Below are 25,549 nucleotides of genomic sequence, written 5' to 3'. Positions count from 1 at the left end.
GGGCGTGAGCGGCCAGGAACCGGACGACGCCCCCGCCGAGGCCGCGCGGTACTGGCAACAGGGCCTGCAGCACCAGCGGCACGGCGAGCTGGCGCGGGCCGCCGAGGCGCTGCGCATGGCCTGCCTGCTCGATCCCTCGCGGCATGAGGCCGTCTTCACGCTGGCCTGGGTGCTGCACGACCTGGACCAGCTGCCCGAGGCCGTGGCCTGGGCCGAGCGCGCCCTGCAGGCCGAACGCCAGCCGGGTCGGCTGCTGCAGTTGGCCTGGCTGCGCCAAAAGAGCGGTGATCCCGCCGCCGCGCTGGACCTGTACGAAGAAGCCATCGCCGCCTACGCCTGGGCCGCGCCCGAGCAGGTGCGCCTGCACCTGCACCGCGCCCAGTGCCTGGCCGCGCTCGGCCAACCCCTGCGCGCCGCCGCGTGCCTGGCCGAGGGCCTGGAGCGCTGGCCCACCCACCCCGAACTGCTGGACGCCCTGATCGAATGGGAATGCCGGCACGGCCACCTGGAACGCGCCATCGCCCTGGCGCGCCAGCGGGTGGACGCCGCGCCGGACGATGCCGCCGCCTGGCACCTGCTGGGCGCGCTGCAACAGCGCGCCGGCGACCTGAGCGGCGCCGACACCAGCTTCAACGAAGTGCAGCAGCGCGACATGGACCGCTGGGACGCGCTGCTGCGGCGGGCCCAGATTCAATTGCACTGGCAACGCCCGCTGGACGCCGAGTGGCTGCTGATGCAGGTGCTGGCGCGCCAGCCCCATTGCCTGCCCGCGCAAGCGCTGCTGGGGCAGGCCCAGCTCGATCTGGGCCAGCGGGACGCGGCCCGCCGCCATCTGCTGCAGGCCTTGCGCGCCCAACCGCGCCACCCCGACGCCTGGCAGGTGCTCGCGCGAGTGCACGCGCAGCGCGGCCGCTGGGCGCTGGCGCGCCGCTGCCTGGCGCGCGCCGACCGCGCCGGCGCCGACGCGGTCGATGTGCTGCGCCAGCTCGCCTGGCTCGCCAAGGACCAGGGCGATCTGCCCACCGCCGCGGGCGCCGTGCGCGAGCTGCTGCGCCGCCGCCCCCAAGACCTCGCGGTGCGCGTGCAAGCCGCCTTCGTGCTCGCGGCCGCGCAAGACCTCGCGGCGGCCGAGCAGCAGGCCGAGGCCGCCGTCGCGCAGGACCCGGCCTTCGCGCCGGCCTGGCGCGCGCTGGCGCAGGTGCGCTGCCAGCAACGGCGCCTGGACGAGGCCCAGTCCGCCGCCGAAACCGCCCTGGCGCTGGCGCCCGCCGACCCCGCCACGCTGCGCCAGTTCGGCTGGATCCTGCTCGACGCACAGCGCTTCGGCGCGGCGCGGCTGGCTTTCCTGCACGCCAGCGAACTCGACCCGCAGAACCCGGTGCCGCTGCGCGAGCTGGCCGAGGCCTGTCTGCGCTCGGGCGAGTTCGCGCTGGGCCGGCGGACCGTGGAGCGGCTGCTGTCCTTGCGGCCCGGCGAAACGCCGGCGCGCCTGTTGCTCGCGCGCCTGCTCAGCGAAGACCCCCTCTCCACCGCCACCGACCACCGCCAGGCCGTGGCCCTGTGCCGCGAACTCATCGGTGCCCGCGAGCGCGCCAGCGACGCGGCGCGCTCGCTGCTGCGCCTGCACGCCCTGGGCGTGGAAGAAGCGGCGCCGGTGCTGGCGCTGCTGCCCCGGGGCGACCGCCGCGCCGCGCTGCGCGAGGCCTTGGCCGAGGCCTCCCACCGCCACGGCCACGGCGCGCTGCTGCGCCTGGCCCAGTGGGCCGAGGCGGACTGTCCCGACGACCTCTGGCTCGGCAGCGCCGCGCTCTACGCGCGTTCGCTCAGCGAGCGGTCCACGGCGCAGGGGCTGGCCCTGGCCTCACGCCAGGCCTACCGCGCGCTCAAGCTGCGCGCGGGCCTGGACCGCCAGGCCCCCGGTGCGCCCGCACGCCGGCCCGGATCACGGCCCCGCATCGCCTACCTCGCGGGCCAAGGGCACGAGCGGCTGCTGCGCCGTGTGCTGGCGAGCCACGAGGCGCAGGCCGCCGAGGTCCATGTCTTCACGAACCGACCGATGGCCGGGTTGCCGGCCCACATCCACCAGCGGGCCCTGGACCCGGCCGAACTGGCGCGCCGCTGCGCCGCGCTGCGCATCGACGTGCTGATCGACGCCGGCGGACTGCACCCCTTCGAAGGCCAGTTCGAGGTCCTTCAGGCCCTGGCGCGGCGACCCGCGCCGCTGCAGATCGGCTGGCTGGGCTGCTGGGGCACGTCCGGCGGCCTGTTCGACGCCCTGCTGTGCGACGCCGCCTCGGTGCCACCCGCGCACGAAGCGCTGCACGAGGAAGCCTTGTGGCGCCTGGACGGCGGCCAGTGGTGCTGGGACCCGCCGCTGCACGCGCCCCCGCCGCTGACTCTGCCCATGCAGGCCACCGGTGCGCCCACCTTCGGGGTGCTCGCGCGCGGCCTGCGGATCAACGAGGCCAGCCTGCGGGCCTGGGCCCGCGTCCTGCTGGCCACGCCAGGGGCCAGCCTGCGCTTCATCGGCGAACTCGCACTCGATTGGCCGCAGCGCGCCCAGGTGTTGCGCACTCTGGACGCGCACGGCGTGGCGACCACGCGCGTGGCCTTCGACCCGCCCTGCGCCTACGAAGACCTGCTGCGCTGGTGCCAGCGGATCGACCTGGTGCTCGACAGCTTCCCCGGCAACGGGGGCCTAAGCCTGCTGGACCCGCTCTGGATGGGCGTGCCCGTGCTCACGCTGAGCGGCGCCTGGGCCGGCGCCCGCCAGGGCCATTCGCTGCTGGCCGCCCTGGGCCTGCAGGACTGGGTGGCCGACACGCCAGAGGCCTTCGTCGCCACCGCCGCGGCCCTGGCCCAGGACCCCGACGCGCTGGCCCAGCACCGCGCCAGCCTGCGCCAGCGCCTGCTGGACTCGCCGCTCTGCGACGGCCGCCGCGTGGCCCGGCAGATCGAAGCCCTCTGCCAGCAAGCGGTCGACAGCGCCGACCCCGCCGAGTTCGGCGCCGACCCCAAGGCCCGCCAGCGCGCCCAGGCGCGCCGCGCGCTGCGCGCCTGGCTGGACCGCCCCACGCGGCTGGCGCTGCCCCCGGCCGATGGCGACACGCCGCCCGATCTGTCGGTCATCGTCGTGCTCTACAACCAGGCCGGACTCACCCGCCGCACCCTGCAGGCGCTGGCCGATGAGCGCGGCCTGCGCTTCGAGACCATCGTCATCGACAACGCGTCCGGCGACGAGACGGCCGAGCTGCTCGCGCGCGTCTCGGGCGCGCGCGTGGTGGTCAATGAACAGAACCTGGGCTTCCTGCGCGCCGCGAACCAGGGCGCGGCCCTGGCGCGCGGGCGCCACCTGCTGTTCCTCAACAACGACGCCATCGTGCAAGCCGGCAGCCTGCGGGCCGCCGTGCGCCGCCTCGACGCCGAGCCCGCGATCGGCGCCCTGGGCGGGCGCATCGTGCTCAGCGCCGGCGGACTGCAGGAGGTGGGCAACGTCCTCTTTCGCGACGGCAGCGCCCACGGCGTGGGGCGCGGCGAAGACCCCTTCTGCCCGGCCGCCATGTGCAGCCGCGCCACCGACTACGTCTCCGGCGTCTTCCTGGCCGTGCCAGCGCCGCTGTGGCGCATGCTGGGCGGCTTCGACGAGGCCTTCGCCCCCGCCTACTACGAAGACAGCGACTTCTGCCTGCGCGTGTGGCGCGCGGGCTTTCGCGTGGTGGTCGACCCCGACGTGCTGGTCGAACACCTGGAATGGGGCAGTGCGCCCGGTGACGAAGCCGAACGCCGCATGCGCGAGAACCGCGCGCGCTTCCAGGCCCGCCACGCGGACTGGCTGCGCGGCCAGCCCCACCCGCACACGCCACGCCTGGACGGCGACCGCTGGCGCTCGCCCGAGGACCATCCGCGCCGCCCGCGCGTGCTCATCATCGACAACGAGGTGCCGCACATGCACAAGGGCGGCGGCCTGCCGCGCGCGCGCCTCATGCTGCAGGCCCTGCGCGACTGGCCCGTGAGCTTCTTCCCGCTCTGGCAGACCGAGGACGACTGGCGCGACATCCAGGCCTCGCTGCCCAGCAGCGTTGAGGTGGTGCTGGGCCACGGCATGGCGCGGCTGGAGGCCTTCCTGGAACGCCGCCGCGGCGTCTACGACGTGCTGCTGGTGAGCCGCCCACCCAACCTGAAGGCGCTGCAGCCGCTGCGCGCGCGCCGGCCCGAACTCTTCGCCGGCATGCGCCTGGTCTACGACGCCGAGGCCCTGTTCGCGCTGCGCGAGATCGCCGAGGCGGCGGTGCGCGGCCAGCCCATGCCCCGCGCGGCCGCGCAGGCGCACCTGGCGCGCGAGATCGCCCTGGCGCGCGGCGCCAGCGAGGTGCTGGTGGTCTCCGAGCGCGACGCCGCGTGTTTTGCCGCCGCCGGCCACCGCGTCAGCCTGCTGAGCCACGGCATGGCGGTGCGCCGTGAGGTGCCCGGCCCGGCCACGCGCCAGGGCCTGCTCTTCGTGGGCGCGCTGCACCCCGACACGCCCAATGAGGACGGCTTGCTCTGGTTCATCGAGCAGGTGATGCCGCGGCTGCGCGAGCGACTGCCGCAGCCGCCCGTGCTGTCCGTGGTCGGCGTCAACCGCTCGCCCCGGCTGACGCGCCTGGCCAGCGAACACGTGCGCCTGCTGGGTCCGCAAGAGGCGCTGGCGCCTCACTACGACGGCGCGCGGGTTTTCATCGCGCCGGTGCGCTTCGCCGGTGGCGTGCCGGCCAAGGTCATCGAGGCCGCGGCCCAGGGCATCCCGGTCGTGGCCTCGGCGCTGCTGGTGCGCCAGCTCGGCTGGATCGCGGGCCGCGATATCCAGTCCGCGCGCGACGCCGAGGCCTTCGCCGCCGGCGTCCTGCGTCTGCTGCGCGACGACGCCCTGTGGCAGCGCCAACAGGCGGCCGCCTGGCAACGCTGCGCCGAGCGCTACGCGCCCGAGCGCTTCGCCCAGGTCCTGCGCCAGGCGCTGCGGGGCCGTCCCGAGGAGTCGGCATGAGCGCCGCCGGGCCGATCCCAAGGCGCTCAGCCCTGCCGTGCGCCGCGCGGAGGGCCGTTCCATGAGCGCTGCTGTGCACCCGCTCGAAACCGCGGCGCTGCGCCGCTGGCGCCGCCTGCGCGCCGAAGGCCGCGGCGCCGACGCCGATGCCGTGCTGTGGGACGCGCTGGCCCAGGAGCCCAACCTGCCCGGCGTGCACGTGGCCCTGGCGCGCCAGCGCTGGCCGGGCCCCGACTACCGGCACTGGCTGGCCTGGTTCCACGCCCACCTGAAACCGCGCCTCTACCTGGAGATCGGCGTCGAGTTCGGCCACACCCTGAGGCTGGCGCGGCCGGGGACCCAGGCCACCGGCGTCGACCCCGCGCCGCGCGGCGACCCGCTGAGCGGCTGCGAGGCGCCCACGCGCCTGTTCCCCTGCACCAGCGCCGCGTTCTTCGCCGAGCTGGGCGCGGACGATCCGCTGGCCGCACAGGGCTTCGACCTCGCGTTCATCGACGGCGACCACGCCTTCGACGCGGTGCTGGACGACTTCATCGGCGCCGAACGCCTGGCCGCGCCGGGCGCCGTGCTGCTGCTGCACGACACCGTGCCGCTGACGGCCGCGACGGCGGGCCGCGAGCGGCGCACGGGCTTTCACACGGGAGACGGCTGGAAGATCGTGCCCTGCCTGCGCGCCCTGCGGCCCGATCTGCGCGTCGTGACCCTGTCCACGGCGCCCACCGGCCTCACGGTGGTGACGGGCCTGGACCCATCGTCCACGCGGCTGCCGGAGCGGCGCCAGGCCATCCGCGAGAGCTACGCCGCCCTGCCCCCTGAAGCTGTGGTGGCCGAGCCCGGGCGCGTGCTGGCGCTGGGCCCCAACGACCCGGTGTGGCTGGCGCGCTGGCTCAGCGCGGCCGGCGCGCGATGACGCAGCCGAAGCAGGGGTCCAGCTGGCCGCTGCGCAAGAGCTCCTCTTCGGCCTCCAGCAGGGCATCGAGGTAAGGCGCCTCGGCATCGCCGAGGAAGTTCTGCGCGATGTCGCTCAGCAGCACGTGCAGCAGCGCACCGCCGTAGGGGCGCCAGGCCAGGCGCTCGAAATGGCCCGACAGCAGCGGCAGCAGCTCGGAGGAACGCACCGCCTCGCTCGCGTCCACCGCGATCACCTCCTGCGGCGTGGGCCGGCGCGCGTGGGCCTTGAGGCGGCCGTCCAGCGTCGTGCGCAGGCGCGGCGGCAGCAGCTCCAGCAAGGTATTGAGGTGGCGCACATGGCCTGGCGACCATTGGAAGCGGTCCGGGCCGACGTACTCGTCGAGAAAGAACCAGCCCCCGGGGGGCAGCAGCGTCGCCACGTCCGCGTACAGACGCTCGATCGCGCTGCAGTGGTGCACCGCGGCCACGCCGAGCACGGCGTCGAAGCTGCCGGGCTCGAAGCCGGGTGCGCCGACGGGCAGCTGGTTCATGTCGGCCTGGAGGTAGTCGATCGCCAGGCCCTGGGCCTGGGCGGCCTCGCGCGCGCGCTCCAGCACCCGGCTGGACAGGTCCAGCGCCACCGCGGACTCGGCCCAGCCGGCGCTCACGGTCTCGCGTTCGACGTGGCCCTCGCCGCAGGCCAGCACCAGCACGCGGCGCAGCGGCAGCGGGCGCTCGGCGGCGACCCGCTGGAAGAACCACTGCAGCGGGTGCACCGCCGGGTCCCCCGACACCGCCTGGGCGATGCGGGCCTTGACGGTGGACAGATGGGTCCACTGCAGGCCGTGCTCGGTCCAGCTCGCGGGGTCGCCCCAGGCCGCGTCCAGCTGGGCCACGGTGCGCGGATCGAATCGGGCAGAAGGGTCGGCGTGCGGCATGGGCGGTGGTGGGGCGGTCGCGGTGCGGGTCTCATTGTGGCCTCGGCGGGCCGGCTCGAACGCTTCAGTCCAGGCCCTTGGGGTGGCCGGTCAGGCGGCGCAGGCGCGCGCCGTCCTCCGGGTGCTCGTGGGGGCACAGGATGCCCTCCTCGCCGTGGCGGCGGCCATTCATGTAGCGGTCCAGGCGGTCGAGCATGCGCCGCGGGTGGCGCGCCACCTGGGCCTCGTCTTTCACGAAGACGGCCACGAAATCGCTCCACACGTCGAGCTTCTGGTAGGCCGTGAACGACTCCAGCAAGGCCGGCCGGTACCCCGAGCGCACGGCCCAGCGCACCAGCGCCACGCCGGCGTCGGGATAGAAGCGCCAGCAGTCCACCGGGTAGCGGTGGAAGTCGCCGTTGGAGGGCGCGTTCAGGTAGAAGAGCCCCGACGGCTTGAGCACGCGCAGGATCTCGTTGAAGCTGAGCCAGAACATCTCGACGTGTTCGAAGCACGAGCTGCTGACCACGGCGTCGATGCTCTGGTCGGCGAAGGGCAGCCGGTAGGGGTCGTCGAGCACCACGTCGACGCCGCGACCGGGCGCGAAGTCCACGCCGATGTAGCGGCAGGCGGCGGGTGCCCGCGCGCGCAGCGAGCCGTTCACGTCCTGGGCGCCGATGTCCAGGACCGTGAGCGCCTCGCCCGCGTTCAGGTAGGTGTCGAAAAAGAGGCCGCCGTTGTCAAGGGCACTGGGATGCATGCCCCGATCCTAGCGGCCTGGGCAGAAGCGGCCGGGCTCAGCCCTGGGCGTTGAGCTTTTGCTCCAGGTCGTGCAGCACCTGGTAGCAGGCGAAGACGCGGCCCACGCTGGCGTTGGGTTCGCGGCCTTCGCGGATGGCGGCGAAGAACTCGCGGTCCTGCAGCTCGATGCCATTCATGCTCACGTCCACCTTGGACACGTCGATCTTCTCGTCCTTGCCGTTGAACAGGTCGTCGTAGCGCGCGATGTAGGTCGCCGTGTCGCCGATGTAGCGGAAGAAGGTGCCCAGCGGGCCGTCGTTGTTGAACGAGAGCGAGAGCGTGCAGATGGCGCCGTTGGCGGCCTTGAGCTGGATGCTCATGTCCATGGCGATGCCCAGCACCGGGTGGATCGGGCCCTGGATCGCGTGGGCCAGCACGATGGGGCTGTTGGCCTGGTAGGCGAACAGGTCCACGGTGTGCGCGGCGTGGTGCCACAGCAGGTGGTCGGTCCAGCTGCGGGCCTGGCCCAGCGCGTTGGTGTTGGTGCGGCGGAAAAAATAGGTCTGCACATCCATCTGCTGGATGTTGAACTCGCCGGCCTGGATCTTCTGGTGCACGAACTGGTGGCTGGGGTTGAAGCGGCGCGTGTGGCCGCACATGGCCACCAGGCCGGTCTGCTTCTGCAGGTCCACCACGGCCTGCGCGCCCTTGAGGCTGTCGGCCAGGGGAATCTCCACCTGCACGTGTTTGCCGGCCTTCAGGCAGGCCAGGCTCTGCTCGGCGTGCATCTGCGTGGGCGTGCACAGGATGACGGCGTCCAGCTCCTGGATGGCCAGCGACTCGTTCAGGTCGGTGGTGACGTGGCCGATGCCGTACTTGCTGGCGACTTCCTGGGTCTTGTCGAGCTCGCGCCCGATCAGCGAGATGACCTCGACACCAGCGATGTTCTTGATGCCGTCCAGGTGCTTGACGCCGAAGGCGCCGGCGCCGGCCAGCGCCACTTTGATGGTCTTGTTGGTGCTCATTTATTGGTTCTCCAGGATCAGGTGGCCCACGGCGGTGTTGCTCGCGGGCACGTGGAAGAAGCGGTGCGCCACCTTCGGGCGCGGCCCGCCGGCGGCGTCGGCCATGGCGCCGCGCGCGATCAGCCACATCACGAGTTCGATGCCCTCGCTGCCGGCCTCGCGCACGTAGTCGATGTGCGGGATCGCGGCCGCCGCCTCGGGGTCGGTCTCGAGCAGGTCGAGGAAGCGGTTGTCGAAGTCCTTGTTGATGAGGCCGGCGCGCGGGCCCTGCAGCTGGTGGCTCATGCCGCCCGTGCCCCAGATGTGCACGTTCAGGTCTTCGTCGTAGCTCTCCACCGCCTTGCGGATGGCCTTGCCCAGGTTGTAGCAGCGCTGGCCGCTGGGCACGGGGTACTGCACCACGTTCACCGCGAAGGGGATCACCGGGCAGGGCCAGGCCTGGGGCTGGCCGCACATCAGCGACAGCGGCACGGTCAGGCCGTGGTCCACGTCCATCTTGTTGACGATGGTGAGGTCGAAGTCCTGCTGGATCACGCTCTGCGCGATGTGCGCGGCCAGCTCGGGGTGGCCCTTGACCACGGGCACCGGGCGCGGGCCCCAGCCCTCGTCGGCGGGCTGGAACTCGGCGGCTGTGCCGATGGCGAAGGTGGGGATGAAGTCCAGGCTGAAGGCGGTGGCGTGATCGTTGTAGACCAGGAACACCACGTCGGGCTTGTTGTCCTTCATCCACTGCTTGGAGAACTCGTAGCCCTTGAAGAGCGGCTGCCAGTACGGCTCGCCGGTCTTGCCCAGGTCCATGGCCGCGCCGATGGCGGGCACGTGCGAGGTGTAGACGGATGCGGTGATGCGTGCCATATCAATGTTTCCCTTGCGAACCCTGGGGCTGGCGGTGCGCCTGCGCGTCGCCGTCCTCGCCGATGCGGCGGTTGCCTTCGACCGAGCGGCCGCCGCCGATCATCATGTTGCGGTACTCCTCCTCGGTCATGCCGGTCATGGAGCCCGCCATCTGCTGGAAGCTCTTGCCGTCGGTGGCGCCGATCTTGGCCAGGAAGTAGATGTTGCCGCCCAGGCGGATGCACCAGTTGAGGTCGCGCGCCAGCACGGCCTGCTTCTGCTCTTCCGTCATGGCCCACTCGTCGAGGTAGGCGCGCTCGTCCTTCTTGAAGCGCTCGCGGTTCTCGGCCTTCATCAGGCTCATGCAGAACTGGTTGAGCCAGTAGCCCTTGCGGCTCTGCTCGGCGTCGAAGATGGTCGTGCCGGGCACGTCCTTGTAGGGTTTGTCGAGAGCCATGTCAGACCTCCTCGGGCCAGTAGAGGCGCATCGGGTTGTCGACCAGCAGCTTCTTCTGCAGCTCGGCCGTCGTGGCGATGTGCGGGATGAAATCGACCAGCAGGCCGTCGTCGGGCATGTGGTCCTTGAGGTTGGGGTGCGGCCAGTCGGTGCCCCACAGCACACGGTCGGGGAAGCTCTCGACGACCTGGCGCGCGAAGGGCACCACGTCGCGGTAGGCGGCCTGCTCACCGTTCAGGGCCTTGGGGCCGCCCAGGCTGAGGCGCTCGGGGCAGCTCACCTTGCTCCAGACGTTCTCATGCTCGCGCATGAACTTCAGGAAGAGCTGGAACTCGGGGCCGTCGATGGGTTTGCTCACGTCGGGGCGGCCCATGTGGTCCACCACCACGGTGGTGGGCAGCGCGGTGAAAAAGTCCCACAGCTCCGGCAGGTCCACGGCCTCGAAGTAGATGACCACGTGCCAGCCCAGGGCCTTGATGCGGCCGGCGATCTCCATCAACTCGTCCTTGGGCGTGAAGTCCACCAGGCGCTTGACGAAGTTGAAGCGCACGCCGCGCACGCCGCTGGCGTGCAGGTCCTGCAGCTCCTGGTCGGTGACGCTGCGCTTGACCGTGGCCACGCCGCGCGCCTTGCCGCCGCTGCTGCGGCAGGCGTCGGCCATGGCGCGGTTGTCGGCGCCGTGGCAGGTGGCCTGCACGATCACGTTGCGCGAGAAGCCCAGGTGGTCGCGCAGGGCGAACAGCTGCTGCTTGCTGGCGTCGCAGGGCGTGTACTTGCGCTCGGGCGCGTAAGGGAATTCGGCGCCGGGGCCGAACACGTGGCAATGCGCGTCCACGCTGCCCGGGGGCAGCTGGAAGCGGGGCTTGCTCGGGCCGTCGAACCAGTCGAGCCAGCCGGCGGTCTTGGTGAAGTCTCCTGATGTCGGTTTGGTCATTCGCAAAGTCCTACGCGTGAGGTGAAGCTGGCGAGAACACCGCGGGACCGGCTTTGCCGGACCGCAGCTGTGTCCCCTGGAGGGGATCGCGCGAAGCGCGGCGGGGGTGCTCCTTGTTCAGTCGATGTATTTCAAGCCGGCGGCGGCCAGCGGCTCGCGCATCTTGTACATGTCCAGGCCAAGCACGCCGCTGGCGAGCTTGTCGCGCTTCTCGCCTTCGAAGCTCTCGCGCTTGCGGGCGGCGGCCAGCGTCTCGGTCGCGCGCGCGGCGGGCACGCAGACCACGCCGTCGTCGTCGGCCACGATCACGTCGCCCGGCGTGACCAGCATGCCGGCGCAGACGATGGGGATGTTCACCGAGCCCAGGGTGGCCTTGATCGTGCCCTTGCTGCTGATGGCCTTGCTCCAGACCGGGAAGTTCATTTCCTTCAGGGTCTTGACGTCGCGCACGCCGGCGTCGATGACCAGGGCACGCGCGCCGCGGGCCTGGAAGCTGGTGGCCAGCAGGTCGCCGAAGTAGCCGTCGGTGCATTCGGCGGTCACGGCGGCGACCACGATGTCGCCCGGCTGAATCTGCTCGGCGGCGACGTGCATCATCCAGTTGTCGCCCGGCTGCAGCAGCACGGTGACGGCGGTGCCGCTGACCTGCACGCCGGTCTGGATCGGGCGCATGTAGGGTTTGAGCAGGCCGACGCGGCCCATGGCCTCGTGCACGGTGGCCGAGCCCAGCGCGGCCAGGCCATCGGCGGCTTCCTTGTCGGCGCGTTGGATGTTGCGGTAGACGACGCCCAGTTCGTACATGTTTGTGCTCCTCTTTCGGTATCGGTGGTTTACAGGCCCTTGGCCTTCAGGCGCGCGTCCAGGCGCGGGAACACGCGGCGCACGTTGCCTTCGTAGATCGCGTGCTTGTCCTCGGCGGACAGGATCTTCGAGGCCTCGATGTAGCGCTTGGTGTCGTCGTAGTAATGGCCCGTGGTCGGGTCCACGCCGCGCACCGCGCCGATCATCTCCGAAGCGAACAGCACGTTCTTGACCGGGATCACGGTGTTGAGCAGGTCGATGCCGGGCTGGTGGTACACACAGGTGTCAAAGAACACGTTGTTCATCAGGTGGGTGTCCAGCAGCGGCTTCTTCATCTCCTGCGCCAGACCGCGGAAACGGCCCCAGTGGTAAGGCACCGCGCCGCCGCCGTGCGGGATCAGGAACTTCAGCGTCGGGAAGTCCTTGAACAGGTCGCCCTGGATGAGCTGCATGAAGGCCGTGGTGTCGGCGTTGAGGTAGTGCGCGCCGGTGGTGTGGAAGCAAGCGTTGCAGCTCGTGCTCACGTGGATCATGGCCGGCAGGTCGTACTCGACCATCTTTTCGTAGATGGGGTACCAGTGCCTGTCGGTCAGCGGCGGGCTGGTCCAGTGGCCACCGGAGGGATCGGGGTTGAGGTTGATGCCGACCGCGCCGTATTCCTTGACGCACTTCTCCAGCTCGGGGATGCAGGTGGCCGGGTCCACGCCAGGGCTTTGCGGCAGCATGGCCACGGGCACGAAGTGCTCGGGGAACAGCGTGGAGACGCGGTAGCAGAGCTCGTTGCAGATCGCGGCCCAGGTGCTGGACACGCCGAAATCGCCGATGTGGTGGGCCATGAAGCTGGCGCGCGGGCTGAACAGCGTGATGTCGCTGCCACGCTCCTTCATGAGCTTGAGCTGGTTGGTCTCGATGGACTCGCGCAGCTCGTCGTCGCTGATCTTCAGGTCGGCGACCTTGGGCATCTGGGCCGGGTCCTTGATGCCCGCGATCTGGGCGTTGCGCCAGTTCTCCAGCGCCTTGGGTGCCGTGGTGTAGTGGCCGTGGCAGTCGATGATCAGGGACATGTGGGGGGCTCCTCTCGGGTGTTCTGGGGATTCAAAAAAATCAGGCGGGCGACATGCCCTGGCGCCGCTTGGCCTCGGCCGCGTCGGGCGAGGTCATGAAGGCCAGCAGCGCGCGCACCGTTTCGGCGCGCGGCGCGTTCACCGGGATGCCGGCGCTGAAGACGGTGACGATCTGGATCGGTTCGGGCAGGCCGCCGACGATGGCGATGCCCGGCACGTGCAGCAGCTCGCTGAGCTGTTGGAAACCCAGCGCCACCTCGCCCTTGGCCACCAGCGAGGCCACCGGCACGCCGGGCGGCGCCTGCACGGTCTTGGCGGCCATGGCCTCGGCGATGCCCCAGCGCTCGAAGAGCTTCTGCAAGGCCACGCCGCTGGGGCCGGTGGAGTAGCTGATCTTGTCCGCCGCCAGCAGCGCGGCCTGCACCGACGCCTCGCTCGACAGGTCGGGCGCTGGCGCGCCGTCGCGCACGCAGGCGGCCACGCCGCTGCGCACCAGGTCCACGCGGCCCGCTTGCAGGTGGCCGGCGGCGATGAGCTTGTCGATGGCGTCCGAGGCCAGGATCACCACGTCGAAGGCCTCGCCGGCCGCCACGCGCTTGGCCGCGTCCACGCCGCCCACCGACTCGATGGCCACGGCCTGTCCGGTGCGCGCCGTGTAGGCACCGGTGAGTTCGGCCAGCACCTGGCGGGTGGCCATGGAAGAAATGCCGGTCAGGGGGGCGTTCATGGGCGTCCAGAAGAAAGACAGTCATTGTCGGCAGCCTGGCGCTGTACGAAAACCCATACAACCGGCTAGCAGCTAGAACAAAATCACATACCTGCTGTCCAACGCCGATTCGGCCTTTCCCCCCATGGACCTCAAGCAACTCGAATACTTCGTGCGCGTGGCCGAGCTCGGCAGCTTCACGCGCGCCGCCATCGCGCTGGACGTCGCGCAGCCCGCCCTGTCGCGCCAGGTGCGGCTGCTCGAAGTGGAGCTGCGCCAGAACCTGCTGGTGCGCAACGGCCGCGGCGCCACGCCCACCGAGGCCGGCAAGCTGCTGCTGGCGCACGGGCGCGGCATCCTGCACCAGGTGGAGCGCGCGCGAGAGGAACTGGGCCGCGTGCGCGGCGCGCTGGCCGGAAGGGTGGCCATCGGGCTGCCGCCGACGCTGGCGCGCACGCTGTCGGTGCCGCTCACGCGGGCCTTCCGCCAGCAGTTGCCCGAGGCCTCGCTGTCCATCACCGAGGGCCTGTCGGCCACCATGCAGGAATGGCTGCTCACCGGCCGGCTGGACATCGCCGTGCTCTACAACGCCCAGCCGGTGCCGGAATTGGAGATCCAGCCCCTGGCCGAAGAGGACCTGTGGCTGGTGCAGCCGCGCCCGCCCGGTCTGCCGGAAGACCCGCCGCCCTCGCCCATCGCGCTGCGCGACCTGGCCGATCTGCCGCTGATCATCCCCAGCCGGCCCAACGCGGTGCGCATGCAGCTGGAGCACGAGCTCGCGGCCATCGGCCTGCGCCCGAAGGTGGCGCTGGAGATCGATGGCGTCTCGGCCATCCTGGACCTGGTGGCCGACGGCGCGGGCGCCGCCCTGCTCTCGCGCAACGCCGTGGCCAGCTCGATCCGGCCCTCGGCCTACCGGCTGCGCGGCATCGATCCGCCCCTGCGCACGCGCCTGAGCCTGGCCACCAGCGCGCAGCGACCGACCACGCTCACGCAGCAGTCCACGCTGGAATTGATCCGCCAGACGCTGGCGGCCACGGCGCCGCGCTGAGGCGCGGATCGGTCCGACGTCTGGGGCCCGTGGACCGGCCCCCTCCCGCAAGATGCAGATGACCAGGCAGGCCATCGACCACATGGACGGGTCCGGAACTGGAGCGCCCTGGCCCCCGCTGAATCGGCGTTCCCACTCTGTTTAGCCCGGATTCAGCATGAGACCTCAAACCACCAAGTCCCACCCATCCTCGGGCACGAAGTCCTATTGGCGAGCCAACAGCCAAGCGCTTCAGAAACAAGACCAGCGATTTGCTGGGGTACATCCACCTGAAGGAAACCAACATCACCCGCGAATTGAGGGGGGCGGTGAAGGCGCTGAACGATGCGGTGCGGGCAGCGTGCCGCGCCGATACATTCCTGTCCCCTCAGTGAGCGCAGCGCCTCAGTCCGGTCCGACCATCACCGCCAGCCCCACCAGCCCCATCAGCACGGGCTGGTGCAGCAGGTAGTAGCTCAGGCTCCAGCGGCCCCAGCGGGCCATGAAGCGGCCCAGCGCGCCGCCCTGCCCCGAACCGCCCAGCCACTGCGGGCGGTTCGCCCCCACCCAGCGCCCGGCGGCCAGGCCCCACCACACCACGCCCATCCACGGCAGCAGGGGCACGTAGTCCTCGGTGAAGGGCTTGCGGCTGATGAAGCCCAGCGCGTTCCAGCCGCGTAGGTTGAGCACCTCCAGCGCGGGCCATTGCGCCATGGCGGCAGGCGCCAGCCAGGGCAGCACGATCGCCAGCGCGCCCAGCGGCCACAGCCAGCGCCCCCAGCCGCCGGTGAGCCGCGCCACCACCAGCATCGCCGCGATGCCGTGCAGCACGCCGAAGTAGATGAAGCTCTTGGGGAACATGAACCACGAGCCCAGCGTGACCAGCAGCGCCGCGCCCGCCACCTGCGCCCAGCGGCGCCAGAAGCGCGGCCAGCCCTGGCCCTGTTGCAGCGCCACCGCCTGCGACAGGCCGGCCGTGAACAGGAACAGGCTCACGATGGCCGTGCGCTGCATGGTCCAGAAGGGGTCGCTGAGGAAGGCCTGGTGGATCAGGCCGAAGTAATCGAGGTCGAAACAGAAGTGGTAGACCGTCATCCACAGCAGCGCCAGGGCGCGCAGCTGGTCGATGCGGTCGTACCGGGTGCCGCTCATGCCGAAGCGCCGCGCCAGAGCGCCAGCAGGTGCCCTGCCAGGGCCTGGGGCTCGCTCACCATGGGGTCGTGGCCGGTGGCCATTTCGATGAGCCGCCAGCCAGGCTCCTGCCGCACGCGCGCCCGCGACGGCGCGATGGTGGCCAGGGCCGGCGCGGTGCAGTCGATGAAGCAGCGCGGCACGCGGGCCCAGGCCTCGCCGTCGAATTCCAGCGGCTGCTGGTAGAGCCGGAACGGCTGCGGCGTCTGGCGGCGGTTGACCCAATCGCGGTCCGCGCCCTGCAGGCCGAACAGCGAGGCATCCGGCGGCGCAAAGTGCAGGCCGCCGCTGGGTTGGGCGGCGGCGGTGCGCGCGGCCTTCGTTTCTTCGCTGTGGTGGCTGCTCCAGCTGTCGCCGGGGTACGGCAGCGCGGCGTCCAGGTAGACCAGCTGCGCCAGACAGCCCGGGCGCTCGCGCAGCAGGCGGTCGGCCACGCCGGTGATGACCATGCCCGCGTAGCTGTGGCCCACCAGCACCACGCGGCCCAGCTCTTCGGCCTCGATCAGGCCCACCACGTCCTGGATGTGCGTGTGCAGGTCGATGGCCGGGCCCATGAGATGGGCCCGCTCGCCCAGGCCGGTGAGCGTAACGGCGTGCGCCTCGGCGCCGGCCGCGCGCAGCAGCGGCAACACGCGGCGCCAGCACCAGGCGCCGTGCCAGGCGCCGTGGACCAGGACGATGGACGTGTGTGCGGACAAAGGCCTTCTCCGGGACAATACGCGGTTCCGCGATTCTGCCCGCCCCCATGCTGCCCCACCAGATCGAGCTGCTCTCCCCCGCCCGCACGGCCGACATCGGCATCGAGGCCGTCAACCACGGCGCCGACGCCGTCTACATCGGCGGCCCCTCGTTCGGCGCGCGCACCTCGGCCGACAACAGCGTGCAGGACATCGCCCGCCTGGCCAAGCACGCGCACCGCTTCGGCAGCCGCATCTACGTCACGGTCAACACCATCCTGCGCGACGACGAGCTGGAGCCCGCGCGAAAGCTCATCCACCAGCTCTACGACGCGGGCGCCGACGCGCTCATCGTCCAGGACATGGGCCTGCTGGAAATCGACCTGCCGCCCATCCAGTTGCACGCCAGCACGCAGACCGACATCCGCACGGTGGACAAGGCCGTGTTCCTGCAGAACGCGGGCCTGTCCAAGCTGGTGCTGGCGCGCGAACTCACGCTGCCGCAGATCCGCGCCATCTATGAGGCCCTGGACGAGCAGCGCTGCCTCGTCGAGTTCTTCATCCACGGCGCGCTGTGCGTGGCCTACAGCGGGCAGTGCTACGTGAGCCACGCCCACACCGGCCGCAGCGCCAACCGCGGCGACTGCTCGCAGGCCTGCCGCCTGCCCTACGAGGTGAAGGACAGCCAGGGCCGCATCGTGGCGCACGACAAGCACGTGCTCTCGATGAAGGACAACAACCAGAGCGGCAACCTGCGCGCCCTCATCGAGGCCGGCGCGCGCAGCTTCAAGATCGAGGGCCGCTACAAGGACCTGGGCTACGTCAAGAACATCACCGCGCACTACCGCCGGCTGTTCGACGAGATCCTGGAAGAGCGCCCCGAGCTGGGCCGCGCCTCCTCGGGCCGCTGCCACTTCAGCTTCGCGCCCGACCCCGACCAGAACTTCAACCGCGAATTCACCGACTACTTCGTCAATGGCCGCCAGGACGACATCGGCGCCTTCGACACGCCCAAGAACCCGGGCCGCCCCATCGGCTTCGTCACGCAGCTGGGCCCGAACTGGGTCGAGCTGCAGTGCGACGACGAGGCCACGGTCATCCACAACGGCGACGGCCTGTGCTACCTGGACCTGCACCGCGAACTCGTGGGCCTGCAGATCAACCGCGCCGAGCCCGCTGGCGCGCCGGGCCGCTTCCGCGTCTTCCCCAAGGACGCCCTGGAAGGCCTGCGCCACCTCAAGCGTGGCACGGTGGTGAACCGCAACCGCGACATGGACTGGGTGCGCGCGCTGGACAAGAAGTCCGCCGAGCGCCGCATCGGCGTCTGGATGGCCCTCTCCCGCACGGCCGAGGGCCTGCGCCTGGACCTCACCGACGAAGACGGCCACGCCGCCCACGCCGAGCTGGCCTGCGCGCTGGAGCCCGCGCGCGACGCCGCGCAGGCGCACGACAAGCTGCGCGAGGCCCTGGGCCGGCTGGGTGACACGCTGTTCGCGCCCATCGACATCTCGCTCGCCTTCAGCGAGCCCTGGTTCGTGCCGGCCTCGCTGCTGAACCCGCTGCGCCGCGAGGCCGTGGCTGCGCTGGAAGCCGCGCGCGCCAAGGCCTTCAAACGCCTGCCGCGCGGCCAGGCGGTGAAGCCGCCCGCGCCCTACCCCGAGGACACGCTGACCTACCTGGCCAACGTGTTCAACCACCGGGCGCGCGCCTTCTACGAAAAGCACGGCGTGAAGGTGATCGCCAGCGCCTATGAGTCGCACGAGGAGACCGGCGAGGTCAGCCTCATGATCACCAAGCACTGCGTGCGCTTCTCGCTCAGCCTGTGCCCCAAGCAGGCCAAGGGCGTCACCGGCGTGCAGGGCACGGTGCGCGCCGAGCCGCTGACCATCACCCACAACGATGAGAAGCTCACCCTGCGCTTCGACTGCAAGCCCTGCGAGATGCATGTGGTGGGCCGCATCAAGCCCTCGGTGATGAAGGCCGCGGCGGCCAGCCCCATCACCTTCCACCGCACGCGACCCACCGCGCGCGGCGCGCACTGAGTCTCGACGGGAGGTTCACGCGCCAAGCCGCTGCCGCCGTACTCCACGGCCTCATGGCCGATCCTGGAACCAAGCCCTCCCCCCTATTACAGAAGAAGGCATTGTCTTTGTACCGCTTCCTTTTGTATGAGACCTTCCAGCAGCAAACACCACGTTCCCGCGGGCCACATCAGCACAAGCTCCCCACACTTTTCTTGTGTTCCCTTGGTCAGGGCGATCAAGAAAGCCCGGCAGCGAGCGGCCCAGCAGTTGCCGGCCAACTTTGATGGCCATTCGCTCACCCTCATCTACGACCGCCGCAAGGTCTCCCGCCACGACGCGAAGGAGCAGGCGCTCAGGGGCGCGACCGTAGTGATGGATAGCATCTATGGTGTCCTCTATAACAGCCATGTGAACAAAGCCATCGTCATGGGCCCCAACTCCGAGGGACGGCTGCGTGTGGCGGTAAAGGGCTTTTTTCATAGCAACCCCTTCACCTATAAGAAAGAACAACAACGGGGTGCCGGGCAACTGAACATTGCTTGCAGGGTCCTGAAGCGCTGGCATGCGGATCCCCGGGTTCGAGAAGCGGCCAGCAACTTGCAGGGGTATATCCATCTGAAGAGAACCACCAACACCCTTGCTTTGCGAGTCGCGGTGAACGAACTGAATGAGGCGCTCAAGGCGTCGGCCCAGGTTCAGACGTAGGGCACCGGTTGCGGCGCGTGCCGCAGGTGCAGCGACAGGCCCAGCGCCGCCATGTGGTTGCCGTTGCGCCCGAGGATGGCCTCGGCCAGTGGCAGGAACTCCGACTCTTCCAGCCGCGCGTGCGCCGTGTAGTCCGCCACCAGCCGGCGCACGTCGCCGACATCGAGTTCGCTGTCCTGCCCGCGCGCCACGCGCTTGAGCTCTCGCTCCAGCGAGCGCCACAGCGCCTCCAACTGTCGGTGCTGGGTGGTCAGGTGCTCCACCAGTCGTTGTGCGCGCTCGCGCTCCGGCCCCGGCTCGGCGCTGGCCAGCACGGCGGGAAAGAGCTCACGCTCCTCGTCGAGGTGGTGCTCGAAGATGGCTTCGCGGAAAAAGGCAAGCGACTCCTCGGCAATGCGCCGGGCCTGCATGGCGGGCTCCAGCAGCGCGGGCAACCCATCGAGCGCGTGCAGCCGGCGCACGATGCCCGCGTGGCATTGCGTGAAGTTGGTCAGGGGCGCTTGATCGGGGGTGGCGGTGCTGTTCATGGCAGGACTCCTGCGGAATCGGTGGGCCAATCCAGTCTATGCCGCGCCCGCCGCGGCGCCTTGACCCAGGTCAAGGCCACAAAGCTCAGCCGGCCGTGGACCGCGCGCCGCGCAGGCGCTGGATGCCTTCCACCACGGCCAGCACCACCGCGCCGGCCGCGATGCCCATCAGCGCGCCGGCCAGGCTGGGCACGAAGGCGCCGAACCAGCCCAGGCTCTCGGCCCAGGTGTCCACGCCGTGCGCCAGCAGCGGCAGGCCGTGCAGCAGGATGCCGCCGCCCACCAGGAACATGGCGGCCGTGCCCAGCACCGACAGCGACTTCATCAGCCAGGGCGCGAAGGCCAGGATGCCGCGGCCGATGGCCTGCTTCCAGGCCTGCGCCTGCCGGGTCAGGTGCAGGCCCAGGTCGTCGAGCTTCACGATGCCGGCCACCAGGCCGTACACGCCCGCGGTCATCACCAGGGCGATGCCCACCAGCACACCGATGCGCTGCCCCATGGTGGCGCTGGCCACCGTGCCCAGGCTGATGACGATGATCTCGGCCGAGAGGATGAAGTCGGTGCGGATGGCCCCCTTGATCTTCGCCTTTTCGTAGGCCACGAGGTCCACGGCCTGGTCGGCCGCGGCCTTCACCAGCGCCTCGCGGCCCTTCGTGTCCTCGGCTTTGTGCGCGCCCAGCGCGTGGGCCAGCTTCTCCACGCCCTCGAAGCACAGGAACAGGCCGCCGAGCATGAGCAGCGGCGTGATGAGCGCGGGCACGAAGGCACTGATGAGCAGCGCCGCCGGCACCAGGATGGCCTTGTTCAGCAGCGAGCCTTTGGCCACCGCCCACACCACGGGCAGCTCGCGGTCGGCCTTTACGCCGGTGACCTGCTGGGCGTTGAGCGCGAGGTCGTCGCCCAGCACGCCCGCCGTCTTCTTGGCCGCGACCTTGGTCATGACCGACACGTCGTCGAGCAGCGTGGCGATGTCGTCGATGAGGGCGAGCAGGCTGGTTCCGGCCATGGGGGCTCCGCGGGTTTAGGTGGGCGTTGGGGGCCAGACCACGGGAAACAGGGGATCGTCCATGGCCGCGCCGGGGGACAGGCGGGCGTCCAGCCCCGGGAACGGGGGCGAGGTGCGCCAGCGGCGCGGCGCGTGCACGCTGTCGTCGCCCAGGTAGCGGGCCGAGAACACGCGGCGGCGCGCGCCCGGGCCGGTGCCGCTGGAGGCGTGCAGCGCGAGCATGTGGAAGGCCACGCAGTCGCCTGGCTCCAGGGCCCAGGCCAGTTGGGGGTAGCGCTGCGGCTCCTGCTCCACCGGCGGCAGCTCGGCCAGCGTGCCCTCGGGAAACCACTTGGCCTGCTGGTCGCGGAAGGTGCGCGGCATGTACCAGGTGCCGTGGTGCGAGCCGGCCACGAAGCGCAGCGTGCTCGCCAGCGGCACCGGGTCCACCGGGATCCAGAAGCTCACGTTCTGCGCGCCGTCCACGTTGTAGTAGGGCTGGTCCTGGTGCCAGGGCGTGGGCTGGCGCGTGCCGGCTTCCTTGACCAGCAGGTGGTCGTGGTACAGCCGCACCTGGCGGCTGCCCATGAGCTGGGCCGACAGGTGCGGCAGCGCGGAGTGGCGCAGCACGTCCGCGTAGGCCGGGTTGTGGGTCCAGGTGCAGAAGTCCTCGACGAAGCGGCCCGGGTCGTCGGGTTCGCTGGCCACCAGGGCCAGCGGGCTCAGGTGCGCCAGGTTGTGCTCGATGCCCTCCTCCAGGCGCCGCAGCTCCGCCGGGGTGAAGACGCCGCGCAGCACCACGGCGCCGTCGCGCGCGTAGGCCTCAATGGTGGGCAGGTCAAGCGTGTGGGTGCGGGCCATGTGCCGTGCCTTCATCGGGAACACCACAGAACCGGCTCCGCCGGGCTGCAGGTGTTGCCCCCCGGTGGGAGGCGCCGCAGGCGCTTCGGGGGGGCATGTTCAGCCCACCCATCGGCGCGCGTTGCGCCACATGCGCGTCCAGCCGCTGGGGGCGGACACGTCCTGGTCGGTCCAGCTCATGAGCGCGTTGCGGAAGACACGCTCGGGGTGCGGCATGAGCGCGGTGAAACGGCCATCGGCGGTGGTGACGGCCGTGAGGCCGGCCGGGCTGCCGTTGGGGTTGTAGGGGTAGCGCTCGGTGGCCTGGCCCTGGCTGTCGACGAAGCGCATGGCGGCGATGGCCTGGGCCGGGTCGCCCCGGTGGCGGAAGTTGGCGTAGCCCTCGCCGTGCGCCACGGCGATGGGCAGGCGCGTGCCGGCCATGCCCTGGAAGAACAGGCTGGGCGAATCGAGCACCTCCACCTGCGACAGGCGCGCCTCGAAACGCTCGCTGCGGTTGGTGGTGAAGCGCGGCCAGGCCTGGGCCCCGGGAATGATGTCGGCCAGCTCGGCGAACATCTGGCAGCCGTTGCACACGCCCAGGCCGAAGGTGTCGGCTCGCGCGAAGAAGGCCTGGAACTGATCGGCCAGGCGCGGGTTGAAGGTGATGGAGCGCGCCCAGCCGATGCCCGCGCCCAGCGTGTCGCCGTAGCTGAAGCCGCCACAGGCCACCACGCCGCGCACGTCCTTCAGGTCGGCGCGACCGGCCTGCAGGTCGGTCATGTGCACGTCCAAGGCCTCGAAGCCGGCCTGGGTGAAGCACCAGGCCATCTCCACGTGCGAGTTGACGCCCTGCTCGCGCAGGATCGCCACCCGGGGGCGCGAGAGGTTCAGGAAGGGCGCGGCCACGTCCTCCTTGGGGTCGAAGGTGAGGAGCGTGTGCAGGCCGGTGTCGGCCGGGTCGCCGGCCGCCGCGTGCTCGGCGTCGGCGCACTCGGGGTTGTCGCGCCGCTGGTTGATCTTCCAGCTCACGCTGTCCCAGACCTGCTGCAGGTCGTACAGACTGGCGCTGAACACCGCCTTGGTGTCGCGCCAGACCTGCAGCTCGCCCTTGCCAGCGTCCATCGCCGACGAGGCCGGACGGGTCTTGCCGATGAAGTGGCTGTGTTTGGACAGGCCGTGCTCGCGCAGCACCTGCATCACCTCGTTGCGCTGCTCGGTGCGCACCTGCAGCACCACGCCCAGCTCTTCGTTGAACAGGGCCCGCAGCGTGAGCTCTTCGCGCCGCGCGCCCACCTGCTGGGCCCAGTTCTTGGCGTCGCCGGTCTCGGCGCGGCTGTCGCTGATGCCGTCGCCCTCGGTGATCAGCTGGTCGATGTTGAGCGCCACGCCCACCCGTCCAGCGAAGGCCATCTCGGCCACGGTGGCCAGCAGGCCGCCGTCGCTGCGGTCGTGGTAGGCCAGCACCCGGCCCTGCGCGCGCAGGGCGTTCACCGCGTTCACCAGGTTCTTCAGGTCCTGCGGGCTGTCGAGGTCGGGCACCTCGCCGCCGGGGTGGCCCAGGGTCTGGGCCAGGACGCTGCCGCCCAGGCGGTGGCGGCCCTTGCCGAGGTCGATCAGCACCAGGGTGGTGTCGTCGATGTCGCGGTTCAGCTGGGGCGTGAAGGTGCCGCGCACGTCGGCCAGCGAGGCGAAGGCGCTGACGATCAGGCTCACCGGTGCGGTGACCTTCTTCGTCTGCCCATCGGCCTGCCACTGGGTGCGCATGGACAGGCTGTCCTTGCCCACGGGAATGGACACGTCCAGCGCGGGACACAGCTCCATGCCCACGGCCTTCACGGTCTCGTACAGGGCGGCGTCCTCGCCGGGTTCGCCGCAGGCCGCCATCCAGTTGGCGCTGAGCTTCACGCGCGGCAGCTCGATGGGCGCGGCCAGCAGGTTGGTGATGGCCTCGGCCACGGCCATGCGGCCCGAGGCGGCGCCGTTGGTGGCGGCCAGCGGCGTGCGCTCGCCCATGGCCATGGCCTCGCCCGCGAAGCCGGCGTGGTCGGCCAGGGTCACGGCGCAATCGGCCACGGGCAACTGCCAGGGGCCCACCATCTGGTCGCGGTGGCTGAAGGCGCCCACCGTGCGGTCGCCGATGGTGATGAGAAAGCGCTTGGAGGCCACCGTGGGGTGGCTCAGCACGTCGATCACGCTCTTCTGCAGGTCAACGCCGGTGAGGTCGATGGCCGGCGAGTGGCGCGCCACGGTCGTCACGTCGCGGTGCATCTTGGGCGGCTTGCCGAGCAGCACGTCCATGGGCATGTCCACAGGGCTGTCCTGGCCTTCGTCGACCAGCTGCAACTGGCGTTCCTCGGTGGCCACGCCGACCACCGCGAAGGGGCAGCGCTCGCGCTCGCAGAAGGCCTGGAACTGCGGCAGCGATTCGGGCGCGATCGCCAGCACGTAGCGCTCCTGGCTCTCGTTGCTCCAAATCTCCTTGGGTGCCAGACCGCTTTCTTCCAACGGCACGGCGCGCAGGTCGAAGCGCGCGCCACGGCCGGCGTCGTGGGTGATTTCGGGGAAGGCGTTGGACAGGCCGCCCGCGCCCACGTCGTGGATGGCGAGGATGGGGTTCTTCTCGCCCTGCGCCCAGCAGTGGTTGATGACCTCTTGCGCGCGGCGCTCGATCTCGGGGTTGCCGCGCTGCACGGAGTCGAAGTCGAGCGAGGCGGCGTTGGTGCCGGTGGCCATGGAGCTGGCCGCGCCGCCGCCCATGCCGATCTTCATGCCCGGCCCCCCGAGCTGGATGAGCAGCGTGCCGGCCGGGAACAGCACCTTCTGGGTGAGCGCGGCGTCGATGGTGCCGACGCCGCCGGCGATCATGATGGGCTTGTGGTAGCCGCGCTGAACGCCGTCGACGAGCTGCTCGTACTCGCGGAAGTAACCCAGCAGGTTGGGTCGGCCGAACTCGTTGTTGAAGGCCGCGCCACCCAGCGGGCCCTCGGTCATGATCTGCAGCGGGCTGGCGATGTGCTCGGGCTTGCCGCCCGGCTGGTCGCTCAGGCCGCCCCAGAGTTTGCCGACCGTGAAGCCCGTGAGGCCGGCCTTGGGCTTGGCGCCGCGGCCGGTGGCGCCCTCGTCGCGGATCTCGCCGCCGGCGCCGGTAGAGGCGCCCGGGAAGGGCGAGATGGCCGTGGGGTGGTTGTGGGTCTCCACCTTCATGAGCACGTGCTGGGTGATGGGCTCGGCGCGGTAGGCCGGCGCCTGGCCGCCGTCGTAGCGCGCCACGAAGCGCTGCACCGCGTGGCCTTCCATCACCGAGGCGTTGTCGGCGTAGGCGATCACCGTGTGCTGCGGGCTGCGCTGGTGGGTGTGGCGGATCATGCCGAACAGGCTCTTGTCCTGCGCCACGCCGTCGATGGTGAACTGGGCGTTGAAGATCTTGTGGCGGCAGTGCTCGCTGTTGGCCTGCGCGAACATCATCAACTCCACGTCGGTGGGGTTGCGGCCCAGACCCTGGAAGGCCTCGATGAGGTAGTGAATCTCGTCCTCGGCCAGGGCCAGGCCCCAGTCGGCGTTGGCGCGCTCCAGCGCCGCCCGGCCACCGCCCAGCACGTCCACGCGCTCCATGGGCGCGGCCTGCAGCTCGGTGAACAGGGCGTGGGCCTCCTCGCGCGTGGCCACCACGGCCTCCGTCATGCGGTCGTGCAACAGGCTGGCCACGGCCCAGGTCTGCTCCGGCGCGAGGCTGGGCTTGCCGCCGAGCAGGCCGGGCTTGAGCGCCAGGCGGTACTCGACGAGGCGCTCCACCCGGTGCACCACCAGGCCGCAGTTGCGGGCGATGTCGGTGGCCTTGGAGGCCCAGGGCGAGACGGTGCCCAGGCGGGGCATCACCAGCAGGGCCGGCGCGCCCTCGGTCTCGAGCGCCAGGTGGGCGGGCTGCGCGGGCTCGCCGTAGGTGAGCAGCTCGCCCAGGCGTTGCTCGGTGGCGGCGTCGGGCGCGGCGTCGAAGGCCGCCAGGTGCACGAAACGGGCGCTGAGGCCGACGATCCTGTCGTGGATGGCTTGAAGGCGGGGGAGGAGCTGCTGGACTTTGAAGTCGCTGATGGCGTGCCCGCCATCAAAAGTGCGCAGGTGCAGGGACATGAAATGGAATCACCCCCGCCGCGCTGCGCGCGCCCCCCTCCAGGGG

20 protein-coding genes are annotated in these 25,549 nt (G+C 70.9%); 5 read left to right on the top strand and 15 right to left on the bottom strand.

Going from position 1 to position 25,549, the window contains the following annotated elements; translation table 11 throughout:
• Positions 1-4: 4 nt before the first annotated feature.
• Both BGO22_RS01615 and BGO22_RS01610 read left to right on the top strand, forming a co-directional pair.
• Positions 5-5,023 carry a glycosyltransferase gene (locus BGO22_RS01615; protein ID WP_070398559.1) on the top strand — a complete coding sequence of 1,673 codons (5,019 nt, stop codon included), beginning with the start codon at positions 5-7 and terminating at the stop codon, positions 5,021-5,023.
• A gap of 61 nt (positions 5,024-5,084) precedes the next feature.
• Positions 5,085-5,933: a class I SAM-dependent methyltransferase gene (locus BGO22_RS01610; RefSeq protein ID WP_070398560.1), complete on the top strand. Its 849-nt coding sequence runs from the start codon at positions 5,085-5,087 to the stop codon at positions 5,931-5,933.
• Here BGO22_RS01610 and BGO22_RS01605 read toward each other — a convergent pair.
• The 9 genes from BGO22_RS01605 to BGO22_RS01565 form a co-directional block, all read right to left on the bottom strand.
• Positions 5,911-6,852, bottom strand: coding sequence for a class I SAM-dependent methyltransferase (locus tag BGO22_RS01605; RefSeq protein WP_070398561.1), 942 nt, complete (start codon positions 6,850-6,852; stop codon positions 5,911-5,913). The genes BGO22_RS01610 and BGO22_RS01605 overlap by 23 nt on opposite strands.
• Before the next feature lie 64 nt (positions 6,853-6,916).
• The gene (locus tag BGO22_RS01600; RefSeq protein ID WP_070398562.1) at positions 6,917-7,591 is read right to left on the bottom strand and encodes a methyltransferase domain-containing protein; all 675 of its coding nucleotides are present in this window, start codon (positions 7,589-7,591) and stop codon (positions 6,917-6,919) included.
• A 37-nt stretch (positions 7,592-7,628) separates the two neighbouring features.
• On the bottom strand, positions 7,629-8,597 hold the full coding sequence (locus tag BGO22_RS01595; RefSeq protein ID WP_070398563.1) for a Gfo/Idh/MocA family oxidoreductase: 969 nt from the start codon (positions 8,595-8,597) through the stop codon (positions 7,629-7,631).
• On the bottom strand, positions 8,598-9,452 hold the full coding sequence (locus BGO22_RS01590; RefSeq protein WP_070398564.1) for a class III extradiol dioxygenase subunit beta: 855 nt from the start codon (positions 9,450-9,452) through the stop codon (positions 8,598-8,600).
• Position 9,453: 1 nt separating this feature from the next.
• Positions 9,454-9,888, bottom strand: coding sequence for a protocatechuate 4,5-dioxygenase subunit alpha (gene ligA / locus BGO22_RS01585; RefSeq protein WP_070398565.1), 435 nt, complete (start codon positions 9,886-9,888; stop codon positions 9,454-9,456).
• A 1-nt stretch (position 9,889) separates the two neighbouring features.
• Positions 9,890-10,822 (bottom strand): amidohydrolase family protein, encoded by a 933-nt coding sequence (locus BGO22_RS01580; protein ID WP_070398566.1) that lies wholly within the window; start codon positions 10,820-10,822, stop codon positions 9,890-9,892.
• A 117-nt stretch (positions 10,823-10,939) separates the two neighbouring features.
• Positions 10,940-11,623 carry a 4-carboxy-4-hydroxy-2-oxoadipate aldolase/oxaloacetate decarboxylase gene (gene ligK / locus BGO22_RS01575; RefSeq protein ID WP_070398567.1) on the bottom strand — a complete coding sequence of 228 codons (684 nt, stop codon included), beginning with the start codon at positions 11,621-11,623 and terminating at the stop codon, positions 10,940-10,942.
• A 29-nt stretch (positions 11,624-11,652) separates the two neighbouring features.
• A complete protein-coding gene (locus BGO22_RS01570) occupies positions 11,653-12,687 on the bottom strand; it encodes an amidohydrolase family protein (protein ID WP_070398568.1) in 1,035 nt (344 codons plus the stop codon).
• Between the two features lie 40 nt (positions 12,688-12,727).
• Complete coding sequence (locus tag BGO22_RS01565; RefSeq protein WP_083293065.1) at positions 12,728-13,414, bottom strand: substrate-binding domain-containing protein; 687 nt, start codon at positions 13,412-13,414, stop codon at positions 12,728-12,730.
• Positions 13,415-13,538: 124 nt separating this feature from the next.
• On the opposite strand from BGO22_RS01565, the gene BGO22_RS01560 reads away from it, so the two are divergent.
• The gene (locus tag BGO22_RS01560; protein ID WP_070398570.1) at positions 13,539-14,444 is read left to right on the top strand and encodes a LysR substrate-binding domain-containing protein; all 906 of its coding nucleotides are present in this window, start codon (positions 13,539-13,541) and stop codon (positions 14,442-14,444) included.
• A 384-nt stretch (positions 14,445-14,828) separates the two neighbouring features.
• Here BGO22_RS01560 and BGO22_RS01555 read toward each other — a convergent pair whose 3' ends face one another.
• Positions 14,829-15,575: an acetyltransferase domain-containing protein gene (locus BGO22_RS01555; RefSeq protein WP_070398571.1), complete on the bottom strand. Its 747-nt coding sequence runs from the start codon at positions 15,573-15,575 to the stop codon at positions 14,829-14,831.
• The gene (locus BGO22_RS01550; protein ID WP_070398572.1) at positions 15,572-16,312 is read right to left on the bottom strand and encodes an alpha/beta fold hydrolase; all 741 of its coding nucleotides are present in this window, start codon (positions 16,310-16,312) and stop codon (positions 15,572-15,574) included. Before BGO22_RS01550 ends, BGO22_RS01555 begins: the two co-directional genes overlap by 4 nt.
• 47 nt (positions 16,313-16,359) lie before the next feature.
• Here BGO22_RS01550 and BGO22_RS01545 point away from each other — a divergent pair, with 47 nt between their 5' ends.
• A complete protein-coding gene (locus tag BGO22_RS01545) occupies positions 16,360-18,333 on the top strand; it encodes a peptidase U32 family protein (protein ID WP_070398573.1) in 1,974 nt (657 codons plus the stop codon).
• A gap of 204 nt (positions 18,334-18,537) precedes the next feature.
• The gene (locus BGO22_RS01540) at positions 18,538-19,020 is read left to right on the top strand and encodes a hypothetical protein (RefSeq protein ID WP_070398574.1); all 483 of its coding nucleotides are present in this window, start codon (positions 18,538-18,540) and stop codon (positions 19,018-19,020) included.
• Here the strand turns inward: BGO22_RS01540 and BGO22_RS01535 are convergent.
• The 4 genes from BGO22_RS01535 to purL all read right to left on the bottom strand — a co-directional run bounded on the left by BGO22_RS01535 (position 19,011) and on the right by purL (position 25,503).
• Positions 19,011-19,547, bottom strand: a complete 537-nt coding sequence (locus tag BGO22_RS01535) for a hemerythrin domain-containing protein (RefSeq protein ID WP_070398575.1) — start codon at positions 19,545-19,547, stop codon at positions 19,011-19,013. The two genes, BGO22_RS01540 and BGO22_RS01535, sit on opposite strands and share 10 nt — an antisense overlap.
• A gap of 85 nt (positions 19,548-19,632) precedes the next feature.
• Positions 19,633-20,553, bottom strand: coding sequence for a DUF808 domain-containing protein (locus tag BGO22_RS01530; protein ID WP_070398576.1), 921 nt, complete (start codon positions 20,551-20,553; stop codon positions 19,633-19,635).
• Between the two features lie 15 nt (positions 20,554-20,568).
• Positions 20,569-21,393, bottom strand: coding sequence for a phytanoyl-CoA dioxygenase family protein (locus BGO22_RS01525; RefSeq protein ID WP_083293067.1), 825 nt, complete (start codon positions 21,391-21,393; stop codon positions 20,569-20,571).
• Positions 21,394-21,492: 99 nt separating this feature from the next.
• The gene (gene purL / locus BGO22_RS01520; protein ID WP_070398578.1) at positions 21,493-25,503 is read right to left on the bottom strand and encodes a phosphoribosylformylglycinamidine synthase; all 4,011 of its coding nucleotides are present in this window, start codon (positions 25,501-25,503) and stop codon (positions 21,493-21,495) included.
• Positions 25,504-25,549: the final 46 nt, after the last annotated feature.

Origin of the sequence: Hydrogenophaga sp. 70-12 (genome assembly GCF_001897365.1) — a bacterium.
Taxonomy (GTDB): Bacteria; Pseudomonadota; Gammaproteobacteria; order Burkholderiales; family Burkholderiaceae_C; genus Hydrogenophaga; species Hydrogenophaga borbori.
This window is presented reverse-complemented; position numbering and strand designations above follow the sequence as displayed.